Origin of the sequence: Mucilaginibacter litoreus (assembly GCF_042676805.1) — a bacterium.
Classification (GTDB): Bacteria; Bacteroidota; Bacteroidia; order Sphingobacteriales; family Sphingobacteriaceae; genus Mucilaginibacter; species Mucilaginibacter litoreus.
Genome location: NZ_JBHTHZ010000003.1, coordinates 324,948 through 337,933, shown reverse-complemented (window position 1 = coordinate 337,933; position 12,986 = coordinate 324,948). Strand labels below are relative to the sequence as shown.

Genomic DNA, 12,986 nt, shown 5'->3' with positions numbered 1-12,986 from the left:
TTTTATAATTAATTCTTCTACTTGTTTGAGTATAGTCTGGATTTCATAGCAAGTGTAAACAGACCTTTTATATGTGACAGGTGGGTAAGCTGGTTGAGGTTGTTAGCTATCCCCGCCAGCATCCTGAACCAGCTGGTTTCCTCTACGGTAAAACGTGGAAACACCTTGGTACTTTTAGCGGCCTTTCGAAACCACTCACTGGGTTTCAGCCCGGCATTTTTAGCTCTACCCTCGATCAAAATCCTTTCTGTGAGGGTTAGGCGTACCATTAAAAAGTCACTCCGTTTGATCGTCTTTTTTGGTCTGCCGGGTGTCCGCACTTTTGTTATTGTTTTATTTTCAGTGGTTGCAGTCATGTGTTCATATCGTTTTTTAATGCTTTAAAAACCGACCAACGGGAGCGAGTTCCGAATTAGCCCAGCGGGGTGGGTTCGGGTTTTTGTGTAGCAAAAACATTAACTCGCTCCTCACAATTCGAAAAATGGTCCGGTCATATATCCAACTATCTACATATATGTCGCATACGGCAAAGCTGTGTCCGCAGCCACGTTCCCAAATTGGCTTAGCGCCCAATTCCCCTGCTTATTTCATTCGGCGCTTTGCGCCGGATCTGCGGTTGCAAAGAAGCTTGTTTTTGTGCAGCCAGATATTCTTTAATGTCGTTAAAGCCTTTGTAAAAACCTGATGCATCGGTGAACCCGATACCCGCCGGCTGCAACTTTTCCGCAGCTGTGATCCCGGCTTTGTCATGGTTGAGCATCAGGAAAACTTCCGGGTAGTTCTTCAAAATGGGCACCGCTCTTTCGGCCAGCGCAACGGAATTCAGGATGATAAAATCCGACTGAGATTGACGTTCCTTCAGTTGCAAGAGAGAAAGGAAATCCGTAAAGCCCTCCAACACAATGGCGGCTTTATGACCGTCATCAATAACGGTGATGTCCTTAGGAGACGATGCCCCTTTGAACCAATTATTCCTTAGTTCGTAACCGCCCGAACGGTTGGCAAAGCCAATAGCGAAATAAGCTTTGTTGCCGATGGTAAAGCTGACCTCTTTACAATATTGGTTTGCGATTGCCGGATCAATCCCGCGCGATTCCAGGTAAGTGATCAGGGTCGGGTGACTAAGCGTTTTCACGCCGGTAATAATCACCGGGTTCTCGGGCTGGGAATCTGTCTTTAGTGCCGTTTGTTGATGAAAAGAGAAACTATGATCGCCATATTCAAACGCTCCAGAAACTCCTCTACCGAACAATTGTGCATGCGTATTCCCAGGTCAATTAAATTACCGCCAGTACCTTCGCCAAAATCCATCCAGGCATTCAGCTTAACACTAACTTTGAATGAAGCGGTCTTTTCTCACGCAGTGGTGATAAGTACCAGTAGTTATGATCTTTGATCCTTTGCGGGTGAATGCTGCATTGCTCCAGGTAATCTACAATAGAAAGTTCTTTTGCTGTTTTACAGTTATATCGTGTCATGTTGTAAAATCTAAAGGGTTGTAATTAAATGATGCAGGTGCCAAACCATACGGAAGGGCTACCCTTACTTTTATGATGAATGATGAGCTATCCCAGTAACTATTTATAAATAAATTATTTATACCCTCATCATCGCCTCATCATAGTTTTCTGCTTTGATGAGTTTGCTCATCGTGCTCATCATTGCTCATCGTGCCTCATCAAACGATGATGAGCGTGTAATGCGCTGACAAACAATTTGATAAATATGAACTTAGCCCGACTCATCAAACTTTTGCCTGCGCCACTCTTCCGTAATGGTATAATACCTGCCTGTTTTTGCGACTGTTACCAATTCGTTGAGGTTATTATAGCAATAGGTCGAATAGCTTAAACTGTTCGGCACCGGCACAAGGCCCCATTCCTGTTGCATCAGCTGCGATACATCTTGCCGTGTCAGGCGCGGCATACTCTTTTTAAGCAGGTCCAGAATGTCCTTATTGGTAAAGCACATTTTTTGGCCGGGGTTATGCTCCTGGATTTCCTTGAGTAATAACAGCAGTTCTGTTTCAAGCCGGTTACGGTATTGCGCATCACGCGTAATAAAGCATCTGTTCGGATCTGCTGCTCAGAAAACCACATCCGGGTATTACCAACCGGCACCTATAAAGGCCGCTCCAATAAATGGAAAAGGAATGCAGGAATTTCGTCGGTCATTTGTTCCAGAAGCCGAACATTCTCTTTTTCAAATACCGGTACTTTTCTTACCCAATACCGCGTCTCCGTCGGTTCGATAACAATAAAATTGTACTCGTTATTGGAACACAGGATGAACTTGCCAAAGAATTCCGTCTCCCGCTTATCCTTGCTTCTGGCTTCCACCTTGGATACTTTAGCGGTGCTCAGGTTCTTGATCTTTTCCGAATCCTCCTTCTTGTCCAGCAGTACTTCCTCCACGGCAATGATCAGCGTATTCATCCAGTCGGAATTGAACTGTGAGCGAAAATCATGATTCCCGTTGAAAGTCATGTTATTGCCGAAGATGACTTTTAGCAGGTCCAGGAAAGTTGTTTACCTGTTTTGCGTTCCTTGGATACCAGGCAAAGAATAGGCAGCTTGATCACCGGCCTTATATACAGCAGGGCAATGTAATCCAGCCCCAGCTCATACTGCTCGCCAAAGATGTGATGCAAAAAGCCCAAAATGGTTTCGCAGGAACCTGCTCCGGTTTGGATTCCAAAGGATCGTTAGCTGCTTCATCCCAAGCTTGACGAAATAGTTGAACAGCCTGCTCAGGATTGCCAGTTGCTTCCATATACATACCTTGCATACAAAGCTGTATAATGCTATTATTTTGGTTAAATTTCATAGTTATTCTCTCAGGGAATATCAATTTATACTCTAAAATAAAAAGCAGCAACTGTAAAGCGTCAGGATTTACAGTATAATTTTTCAGACGCACTATGGCATTAATTGATGCGTTATAGTTACAACAGATCAGCCGGGACGCCTACAAAGTAACGGCCAAAGAGCATAACTTAAATACTAAATTTATTAGTAAAATCTTTAGCTTTTTGCTATTTATTTCTCAACTTTACTTACATGAGAGAAGTAAAGGCTTGGCTGAAACGGCAAAGGATACAGACGAGGTATTAAGGATTGTTAAAAATACTGAAGGCAGGGTTATGGCTTTTGCACTTTTCAGAGCGTATGATATAGGCGCTCCATCACTTGGAAGGATTCTTTTTGATGAGAATGGCTATTGGATTTATGACGGGGAAGATCTGTCAATAAACGAGCAGGAACAGATGGCAGGATTTATACTAAAGACTTTTTATAATCCAGGTAATGTTATTGAAGCTCCGTGAGCCGTTTGATTTACCCGTAACTTTCCATGGAAGAAGCTTAAATTAAAAACGCGTTTTTGAGAGCCGGAGATTAAGCGTAAAATCACTGTATTGATTGGTTAGCATACTTGTTGTTTAAACAGTACTGAGAAGGCGGCTAAGGTATTAATAATATGGTATACACTTATACATTGGCTAATGGCATCAATCTTGCAAAATGATTCAAAAAGACAGAGCATCCTTTAGCTATGAATGAAATGCAACCTCCCAAAGCCAGCGCCAGCGACCATTTAGCCAATGAACGCACCTTTCTGGCCTGGATACGCACAAGCATCGCTCTTATGGGTTTTGGGTTTGTAGTGGTCAAGTTCTCTTTGTTTGTTAAACAACTATCATTAGCAGTAACAGGCCAAGTTGCACCGACACCTGTCAAAGGCTTTTCGGGTGTTATAGGCATGTGTCTTGTTGCAATAGGTGCACTTACCGCCTTGATCGGGTACCTGCGTTACAAACGGATCGAAAAACAGCTGCTTAACGCACATTTTTATCCTCAATCAAGGCTTTTACTGGTGCTCACGGGTAGTGTGGTTATTGGCAGCTTCCTGTTACTTTATTACTTGCTTCCAAACCTGTGATCCGCCAAAGGGCTACATCAGAAAGTTAATTATAGGGTTATTCTACAAATTACTAAAATCAGATAAGGGAGAAGAATCAAACCGACTCCAAGTATCGGGTACTGCGCAGAAGACAAATCAGATCTTTTGCAACATTTGCGTTACATCGCGGATTCAAGCAGAACTCTTGTCATTTTTGTGGTGTGAATAGGCGTAAACTAATAAGGCTCATGATGATCATAGCAGCTTGTTTGCTTGTTGCAAAACCATTTATAGGGTTTTCGCGATGTTCACGCCTGCTGATTAAAAATGAACCTCTTACAATTCTTATAAAAAGTTTTTCCAAATATCGTCTTGACCAGTTAGAAGATACAGAGTTTTGTAAGGATGTATCAGGAGAACTTTATCCTCAACCCCTTTTGCCGCTAATTATTGGCATTGCGGGTTTTTTCGGCTTGCTTTATTTAAATTTTAAAGAACTAAAGATACAAACGCAGGCTTTCATCAAAGGATCAAATCGGCAAATAATCACCACTGAGCCAACGTATATTGCCCTACACCGGCTAATCATTTGAATATGAATTGAAACACTGCATATCGCAGTAATGCCCTCGTCATTGTCTGGGTAACAAAATAGTTTCATCATTCATATAAATTTACAATGTTCATAATAAAAAAATGCTGGCTGATGGCTTTATTGCTATTGCCAAACATTAGTAACGCGCAGAATCAAAAAAGCGTGAGCCTAAACTTTTTGCTTGAAAAGGTTGCCGCAAATGCTCCCGCACTAACAGCTGATGCAGCTGCCATACAAATCAAACAGGCGCAGGCCAGCGAAGTAAGAAGCAATTGGCTGCCTTCACTTAAATTAAACTACCAGGCTGATGTAGGCACCAACAATAATACGGCGGGACCCTATTTCGGCTTCGGCATAGTACCATCGAATTCTCGTGGCGTTCGCACGGAAAGCAATACGTCGGCCACACTAACCAACTTGGGCATTGCTGCGCTTGATTGGGAAATTTACAACTTTGGCGCCTATGGCGCCGCCAACAAAGCCGCTGCTGCTGATATTGACGTAGAACAAAAGCAATTTGAGCAATCAAAGTATTCCGTTACGGCAGCAACCATAGATGATTACCTGCAATTAGGACTTTTGCAGGGCCTGATAACTATCCAAACACGAAATATTGAACGGACTAAAGAAATCAGGCGATCAATACAAGCGCTTGCACGTAGCGGAATACGCGCAGGTGTAGACACCAGCATTGCCGAGGCCGAAATATCAAAAGCGCGGTTAACCTATATCGATCTGACTAATCAGGCACAGCAATTACAGATCAGGCTTGCTGCTTTAAGCGGCCTGCCACCCTCGGATATCGTAGCAGATACCACGACACAGCAGACTTTAGCCAGGAATGCTGCCGAATTCAGTCTGTTCAATGCCGACACGTTGAATCATCCAGTAATTAATTACTATACATCCGTATACAACAGCAGCCTGCGACGCGAAGACCTGATAAAAAAAAGTTATGCGCCTAAAATATTGCTGGAAGCCGCGGCCTGGGGCCGTGGCTCAAGTATTACCGGCGATGACCGTTACAAGCCACTTAACGCCGGTTGGGGTTTTGACAGAGGTAATTACCTTGTAGGGGTTGGTATCAGCTATAACTTATTTGACGTTAACAAAAGGCGGTTACGGTTAAACACGCAAAAGGCGGCAAGTTATTATGCACAGAAAAGGTTGAACGAACAAAAGGCGGTTATCTCCGCAGGCAGCAGGCAGGCAGATGCTAACATTGCATCTGCGTTAGCCCGGTTACAGGAGATACCCAAACAACTCACTGCTGCTAATGCTGCCTATCGTCAAAAATTTGCTTTATACAAGAACGGGCTCACCGATATTATTGAGCTGAATGCCGCTATGAACCTGCTCTATCGTGCCGAAACCGATTACAATTCGGCCAAATACAGCTACTGCAGGGCTTTATTTCAAAAAGCTGTGATTGAAAACCAGGTAAGTGCCATCTTAAATCTTTTAAAATAATAAGTATAAAAATATGTCAATGGTTACATCAGCACTTAAGCGGCCGGTTACCACGGTAATTATCGTGGTGAGCCTGCTGATATTTTCGGTGCTAAGTGCAATAAAAATCCCAATAGATATTTTCCCTCAGCTGAACATGCCGACAATGTATGTCATAGAATCATACGGAGGGATGTCGCCCCAGCAGATGGAAGGTTTCTTTTCTACCCGCATGCAGGACCAATTCCTGTACGTAAACGGTATAAAAAGTATCACCAGTAAAAACATACAAGGTTTAACGCTGCTTAAACTCAGCTTTTATGAAGGCACCGACATGTCCGAAGCCTCTGCCCAGGTGGCTTTGCAGGTAAACCGGGTAATGAAATTTTTCCCGCCAGGTGCATTGCCGCCACAAGTACTGCGTTTTGACGCTTCCTCATTACCGGTTGGCCAATTAGTGCTGGCTTCAAAAACAAGAAGCCTGAAAGAAATATATGATTTGGCCACCACACGGGTCAGGCCAACATTCTCTTCAGTTGCCGGCCTTTCGGCACCACCACCTTTCGGTGCTAACTCACGTTCGGTTATCATTAATGTCGATCCGAATAAGCTACGCAGTTATTCCTTAACACCCGATGAAGTTGTAGCCGCCATGGCCAAATACAACGTGATGTCGCCATCCGGTAATCTGCGGATGAACAATACCATGTTTGTGACCACCATGAACACGCTTATTAAAAACGTGGAAGATTTTGGCAACATCCCTGTAGTGACTAAAAATGGCACACCGGTATTTATCAAAGATGTGGCCCGTGTTACAGATGGTGCAGACGTAACCGTAAGTTATGCATTAATCAACGGCAAGCGTTCAGTGTACATTCCGGTAGTAAAAACTGCGGATGCCTCTACCTGGTCGGTAGTGCAGGCACTCAAAGCTAAACTGCCGGATATACAAAGTTTATTACCCGAAGATGTAAAGGTATCTTATGAGTTCGATCAATCAATTTTCGTTATAAACGCAGTAAAAAGTTTGATGACAGAGGGTGGGCTCGGTGCTATACTTACCGGCTTAATGGTGCTCCTCTTCCTGCGCGACTGGCGTAGTAGTTTGATTGTAGTGATCACCATACCGGTATCTATACTTATAGGTGTTATGCTACTGGGTATGTTTCACCAAACCATTAATATCATGACGTTGAGCGGCCTGGCGTTAGCTATTGGTATCCTGGTAGACCAGGCGACGGTGACAATAGAGAACATTCACCAACACCTGGAAATGGGGAAATCAAAACGGCTGGCCATATATGATGGCTGTGAGGAAATATCTTTTCCGTTGTTACTTATTCTGCTTTGTATCCTGGCAGTATTTGCGCCATCATTTATGATGAATGGTGTGCCAAAGGCCATGTTCCTGCCGCTTTCATTATCTATAGGTTTAACCATGATCGTATCTTACATCATTGCCCAAACCTTAGTGCCGATACTAAGCAACTGGATGATAAAAGCGGAACAGTATCAGCATTACCATCACGAAGAAGTACATGCACACGCTGGTGAAGGACTGGATTATGCAGAGCGTGAACAGATTAATGCACATACCAGAGAAGAACAGAAACATCCGGAAAAGAATGATGTGTTCGAACGCGTTAAAATGCGCTTCATGCACATCATTAGTAAATGGATGCCGCGAAAGAAAGCCATTGTTCCGCTGTATTTGGTAGCGGTTTTGATACTGGCTGGCGTCTGTTATGCAGTGATAGGTAAAGATATGATGCCGAAGTTAAACAACGGGCAGTTCCAGATCAGGATAAAAGAACCGGATGGCACCCGCCTTGAGCGCACAGAAGCTAAATTTAAGCAGGTACTAAGCATTATTGATAGTACATCAAACCATCACGTGGCCATCAGTTCGGGCTTTGTGGGCCTGATACCGAGTAGCTACGGCGTGAGTAACCTTTACGTGTTCAATACCGGTACACATGAGGCCGTGATACAAGTTAATCTGGATGAAGATTACCATGTAAATATGGATGACTTTAAAGAAGCGCTGCGCAAAAATATCACCTACTCGCTGCCCGAAATGCGCATCACCTTTGAACCGATAGACATGACAGAGAAAATCATGAGCCAGGGTGCATCAACACCTATTGAGGTGATAGTTGCAGGTAAAGATATAAGCCAGATACGGGCTTACAGCACCAAACTGCTTGATAAGTTAAAGCGGGTAAATTACCTGCGCGATGTACAGATCAACCAGCCGTTGCACTTTCCTGTTATCTCCATAAAGCTCGATCGTTTGAAAATAGCCCAAATGGGGTTAAACATCACAGAAATTGCCCGTTCAGTTACTGCCAGCACATCATCAAGCCGTTTTACCGAGAAAAACCAATGGTTGGACGAAAAAGCCGCCAACACCTACCAGGTGCAGGTGCAGGTGCCCGAGTTTGTAATGAACACTATGGATGAGCTGCGCGAAATACCGCTGGTACGCGGGCAAAGCAGCCCGGTTTTAGGGGATGTAGCCGAGTTTAAAACCAACTACGTTCCGGGCGAGTATGACCGCCGCGGGCCTCGCCGCTACTTAACCGTAAGCGCCAACATCAATCATAAGGATTTAGGTACCGCAACCAGTGTTGTGCAAAAAGCCATTGATGAAATGGGTACCCCGCCTAAAGGCGTGGTGGTACGTATGGAAGGGATGTCCAATCTTTTAACTGAAACGTTAACAAGTTTGCAAAATGGATTACTGTTTGCCGTATTGGTGATCTTCCTGTTGCTTGCTGCAAACTATCAATCGCTTAAATTATCGCTTACGGTACTGTCAACAGTACCTGCGGTGATACTTGGGTCCCTGCTGATGCTGCTTTTAACCGGCTCAACGCTTAACCTGCAATCTTATATGGGCATGATCATGTCTACAGGGGTATCAGTAGCCAATGCAATCCTGATTGTAACCAATGCAGAAAAACTAAGGTTAGATTACCGGGATGCTACACGCGCCTCTATTACCAGTGCGTCTATCCGTTTAAGGCCGATATTGATGACCAGTTTTGCCATGATCGCCGGGATGATCCCCATGGCGTCAGGCCTGGGTGAGGCAGGCGAACAGTCTGCACCGCTTGGCCGTGCAGTTATCGGTGGGCTGATAGCATCTACTATCGCAGCCTTGTTTATCCTTCCGCTGGTATTTGCCTGGGTGCAAAATAAAACTACTTATACTTCGCCATCGCTTATGCCTGACGAAATTCCAAACACAATTCAAATTAACGAACCACAATACAATGAAATATAAGATAATACAATTAGCTGTCATTGCAACTCTGGCAGCCGGATGCGGCGGTGCACAAAAGCCGGTTGACATTACCAAAGCCGAAAGTAAAGAAGACAGTAACACAAGCAAATTTGAAACAGGCACAGTTGTAGAAAAACCTCTATCAAGCTATGTGCGCCTACCCGGGCAATTGAAGCCTTTTAACGAGGTAAATATTTTTGCTAAAATAAACAGCTTTGTTAAAAAAATTTACGTTGATCGTGGCTCCGTAGTTCATAAAGGACAGCTTATGGCCGTTTTGGAAGCGCCGGAAATGGTATCACAGTTACAGGCTGCAAACGCCCGCTACCTCCAGGCACAGGAGAGTGCCAGTGCCAGCAGGGTAAAATACCGCCGGCTAAAAGAAGCTTCAAAAGAAGCAGGCGCGGTTTCACCGTTGGACCTGGATAACGCCCTGGCTAAAATGAAAGCTGATGAGGCGGTTGCCCTTTCAGAAAAATCAAACGTCACCTCAATGAAAGATGTGCAGGATTACCTCAACATCCGCGCACCATTTGCTGGCACTATTGTACAACGTAACGTATCGGCCGGCGCGCTGGTTGGCCCCGGAAAGGCCGGCGACCAACCCATGCTGATTTTGCAGGATAACCAAAAGCTGCGTTTAGAGGTGATGATACCGGAGAATTATGTAGATAAGGTAGACCTTAAACAAAAAGTAAGTTTTGTTTTCAATGCCATTCCGGGTAAGCAAAACAGCGCCTATATCAGCAGATCTGCAGATGCATTGGGTGCGATGCGTTCTGAAGCTATTGAGATAGACGTGCAGAATAAAAACGGCATATTAAAACCGGGCATGTACAGTGAGGTGAAGGTTCCGTTACGCTCTGGTGCAAAATCGTTACTGGTACCAAGCAGCGCCATTGTACAATCAACTGAAAGGCAATATGTAGTGCGTGTGAAAGATGGCAAAGCCGTTTTCTCTGATATTAAAGAAGGCATCAGCACAGGCGACTCCACAGAGGTGTTTGGCAACGTTAAAGCCGGTGAAAAAGTGATTCTGCATGCGGGTGACGAGCTAAAAGAAGGCACACCGATTAAGTAAAACAAATTCGCATGGCTGTAATTTAATGGCCATGCGATTTAAATTGATCGCCGTGTTAAACTTTTCAAAGGGTTCAGAGCTACCAGCCCTTATCATGCAATTCTCGCAAGGTATCTGCCCAAACTTCCGTTGATTAGTAAGTTCAAAATAATGTTACTCATCCACACCCAAATAGACATGCGATAACTTGCAATTTAATTATTCATACTCCGCTTCTTCTTGATATATAACTCCTGAACTAAAACCATGACTATAAGTACTAAAGGGGTGGCCAGAATGATCCCAAGGTAGCCCGTCAGCGAACCTACGATCAACTGCCCTGCAATGATCATAGCGGGGGGAATACTGACCAACTTGTTTTGAACCAAGGGGGTAATGAAATTACTTTCAATCACCTGTATAAGGATATAGAGTCCAACAATAAGTAATGCGGTGTCAGTGCCCTGCGAAAGGCCGATCAGAACGGCTGGCACCATTGCCATTATGGGGCCGAAATTAGGAATGAAGTTGAGTACCCCTGCTATAAGCGCCAATGCAAATATCATGGGCACCCCTACAATAGCCAGGCTAATTGCGGTGAGTACAGCAACTACAGCCATAGCGAAGATTTTGCCCTTCAGCCAGTTCTTTAACTTATTACCCAATTTATCTAAAATGTCTTCTGCAGCGGTCTCGCTATCTGCAGGCACCAGCGCGATGATCCCTTTTTTATAAATTCCGGGAGATGCTGTAAAAAATATCCCGAGAAACAGGATCACATAGAGGTCACCAAGGACGCCGAAGGTAGAGCTGAAAAATTGCCGAGCAGGGCCGGCTACCTTTTTAGCGTTGTCGCCCGAAAATTGCTCCAATACCTTTCGCCCTACGGCCGACTCATTTAGCCGTCCTTTAGCCTCTTCCACCATTGACGGGAAATTTGAGCTGAGCTGTTCTACCTGCGACTGTACTTTGCTACCCACAAGAAACATGAGGGCAAGCAGCAGGAGGAAACTCCCGGCAATGGAGATGGTCATGCTCCATCGTTGCCCAAGCTTAGTTTTTCTTTCGATCAAATCTGCAAGTCCATGGAAATACAAGGCAATAAGCGATGCCGCAAGCATCATCATAAACACATTAAACGTAGCTCTTACAAGCAATAGCACAACCACAAGCAGGGCGGTTAGGCCCAGCTTCTTTCCGAATGATGATGGTACTTGCTTATTGTCCTGATTCTGTTGTGTGTTTTTCATAATCATCTTAACCTTTCATTTATCAACAACTCCACCGGTTGTGCTGTACGATGAATAGAAATTTACTGATTTCACCACGGGCGATGAGCATAAGTTAATGAAAAGCCCAAAACGGCAGGAATATTGATTTTTGGATGCAGACCGCGAGTAACTGCTATTTATACAACAAGCCCGAATAATAATTGTTCAATAAAGATTAATTTACAACCTGCAGACTATGGAAAAGATATTTTTTGACAACTGGGATAGTATTAGCAGAACGCTTATTATCGGGGCAATTGCTTACCTGGCTTTGATATTTATGCTCAGGATATCAGGAAAGCGAACACTTTCACAAATGAAAGAATTCGATTTTATTGTGACAGTGGCTCTTGGTTCTACACTGGCTACTGTTTTGCTGAGTAAAGATGTTACGCTGGCTTCGGGCGTGGCTGCGTTAGCATTGCTGATTTCTCTTCAATACATTTTGGCCTACTGCTCAGTCAGATCACAGCGTTTCTCAAAATTGATCAGTTCCGAACCGACTTTAATTTTCTATAAAGGCGACTTTTTAACTAAAGCGCTAAAAAAAGAAAGAGTAACCGAGGCGGAAGTTCGTTCGGTGCTGAGGAGCCAGCAGGTTGTTGATCTTAGTGAGGTGCAAGCCGTTGTTATGGAGTCAAACGGCCAGTTCAGCGTTGTAAAGAATGGTTCAATTGATGATCCTACATCCCCATTATTCCAGGTTAAACGCATTACTGATCAGATTCGCTGAATGCAATAAACTATAGGTACTATTGAAAAGCTGAAACCAAAGCCGTTTATTTTCCTTTATATAATAGTTAAGTGCGTGTTGATTGCGGGCTTTTACAATAAAACAAAATATATGGATACGACTGACACTTCAACACAAACCCTTACAGCTAACAATGGCAACAAGCGCCCGGTATTGATTACGATCATGATCGCCCTGGTTTTGATAGGAGCGTTATGGGTATGGAAATCGATCGAGATCAAAAATCTCAAAGAAAAGGCGGCTACCGAAAACCAGGCGCTAAAAAAAGCAGCCGACGAAAAAATAATGCAGGTGCATAACGACCATCTTAAGTTGTTGGCCAAGCCCTTTGTATGGGCGTTAAGAACCGAGATGCTGCAAGGCAATCTTAATCAGGTAAACTTGTATATGAGCGATCTGGTGAAGGAACGAAATATCCAACGGATAGTGATAGCTAATACTAAAGGCACCATCGTCGCATCTACTAATAAGAAAGACGAAGGGCAACCGTTTTCAACAGTTGGCAAAGCGGTCGCAACTGCTACAGATGAAACCAGTGTTGAATCTGAAGGCCATGTATTGACGATGACCAGCCCCATAATGGGATTTAATAACCGGCTCGGAACATTGCTGATCAGGTATGCAGTTCCTGCCACTGCGCTAAACTAAGAGGACTGTGATCGGCT

15 protein-coding genes are annotated in these 12,986 nt (G+C 44.1%); 8 read left to right on the top strand and 7 right to left on the bottom strand.

The window, feature by feature from the left end; translation table 11 throughout:
• Positions 1–17: 17 nt before the first annotated feature.
• From ACFQZX_RS07470 to ACFQZX_RS07445, 6 genes are all read right to left on the bottom strand, one after another.
• Positions 18–356, bottom strand: a complete 339-nt coding sequence (locus ACFQZX_RS07470; protein ID WP_377113252.1) for a plasmid mobilization protein — start codon at positions 354–356, stop codon at positions 18–20.
• Between the two features lie 206 nt (positions 357–562).
• Positions 563–1,252, bottom strand: coding sequence for a toprim domain-containing protein (locus tag ACFQZX_RS07465; RefSeq protein WP_377113249.1), 690 nt, complete (start codon positions 1,250–1,252; stop codon positions 563–565).
• Between the two features lie 67 nt (positions 1,253–1,319).
• Complete coding sequence (locus tag ACFQZX_RS07460) at positions 1,320–1,478, bottom strand: hypothetical protein (RefSeq protein ID WP_377113247.1); 159 nt, start codon at positions 1,476–1,478, stop codon at positions 1,320–1,322.
• Between the two features lie 253 nt (positions 1,479–1,731).
• Entirely contained in the window at positions 1,732–1,971 is a 240-nt protein-coding gene (locus ACFQZX_RS07455) for a hypothetical protein (protein WP_377113245.1), read from the bottom strand.
• A 149-nt stretch (positions 1,972–2,120) separates the two neighbouring features.
• The gene (locus ACFQZX_RS07450; RefSeq protein ID WP_377113477.1) at positions 2,121–2,519 is read right to left on the bottom strand and encodes a primase-helicase family protein; all 399 of its coding nucleotides are present in this window, start codon (positions 2,517–2,519) and stop codon (positions 2,121–2,123) included.
• 67 nt (positions 2,520–2,586) lie between these two features.
• A complete protein-coding gene (locus tag ACFQZX_RS07445) occupies positions 2,587–2,826 on the bottom strand; it encodes a hypothetical protein (RefSeq protein ID WP_377113242.1) in 240 nt (79 codons plus the stop codon).
• A gap of 205 nt (positions 2,827–3,031) precedes the next feature.
• Here ACFQZX_RS07445 and ACFQZX_RS07440 point away from each other — a divergent pair, with 205 nt between their 5' ends.
• The 6 genes from ACFQZX_RS07440 to ACFQZX_RS07415 all read left to right on the top strand — a co-directional run bounded on the left by ACFQZX_RS07440 (position 3,032) and on the right by ACFQZX_RS07415 (position 10,317).
• Positions 3,032–3,325 carry a hypothetical protein gene (locus ACFQZX_RS07440; protein WP_377113240.1) on the top strand — a complete coding sequence of 98 codons (294 nt, stop codon included), beginning with the start codon at positions 3,032–3,034 and terminating at the stop codon, positions 3,323–3,325.
• Positions 3,326–3,561: 236 nt separating this feature from the next.
• Positions 3,562–3,939 carry a YidH family protein gene (locus ACFQZX_RS07435; protein ID WP_377113237.1) on the top strand — a complete coding sequence of 126 codons (378 nt, stop codon included), beginning with the start codon at positions 3,562–3,564 and terminating at the stop codon, positions 3,937–3,939.
• Between the two features lie 209 nt (positions 3,940–4,148).
• The gene (locus ACFQZX_RS07430; RefSeq protein WP_377113235.1) at positions 4,149–4,493 is read left to right on the top strand and encodes a hypothetical protein; all 345 of its coding nucleotides are present in this window, start codon (positions 4,149–4,151) and stop codon (positions 4,491–4,493) included.
• Between the two features lie 86 nt (positions 4,494–4,579).
• Positions 4,580–5,965: a TolC family protein gene (locus tag ACFQZX_RS07425; RefSeq protein ID WP_377113233.1), complete on the top strand. Its 1,386-nt coding sequence runs from the start codon at positions 4,580–4,582 to the stop codon at positions 5,963–5,965.
• A 19-nt stretch (positions 5,966–5,984) separates the two neighbouring features.
• Complete coding sequence (locus ACFQZX_RS07420; protein ID WP_377113231.1) at positions 5,985–9,236, top strand: efflux RND transporter permease subunit; 3,252 nt, start codon at positions 5,985–5,987, stop codon at positions 9,234–9,236.
• Positions 9,226–10,317 carry an efflux RND transporter periplasmic adaptor subunit gene (locus ACFQZX_RS07415; RefSeq protein WP_377113228.1) on the top strand — a complete coding sequence of 364 codons (1,092 nt, stop codon included), beginning with the start codon at positions 9,226–9,228 and terminating at the stop codon, positions 10,315–10,317. Before ACFQZX_RS07420 ends, ACFQZX_RS07415 begins: the two co-directional genes overlap by 11 nt.
• Before the next feature lie 194 nt (positions 10,318–10,511).
• Here the strand turns inward: ACFQZX_RS07415 and ACFQZX_RS07410 are convergent, their stop codons facing one another.
• Complete coding sequence (locus ACFQZX_RS07410) at positions 10,512–11,546, bottom strand: AI-2E family transporter (RefSeq protein WP_377113226.1); 1,035 nt, start codon at positions 11,544–11,546, stop codon at positions 10,512–10,514.
• Between the two features lie 217 nt (positions 11,547–11,763).
• Between ACFQZX_RS07410 and ACFQZX_RS07405 the strand changes: the two genes are divergently transcribed.
• Positions 11,764–12,300 carry a DUF421 domain-containing protein gene (locus ACFQZX_RS07405; protein ID WP_377113223.1) on the top strand — a complete coding sequence of 179 codons (537 nt, stop codon included), beginning with the start codon at positions 11,764–11,766 and terminating at the stop codon, positions 12,298–12,300.
• A gap of 111 nt (positions 12,301–12,411) precedes the next feature.
• A complete protein-coding gene (locus ACFQZX_RS07400) occupies positions 12,412–12,969 on the top strand; it encodes a hypothetical protein (protein WP_377113220.1) in 558 nt (185 codons plus the stop codon).
• The last annotated feature ends 17 nt before the right edge of the window (positions 12,970–12,986 follow it).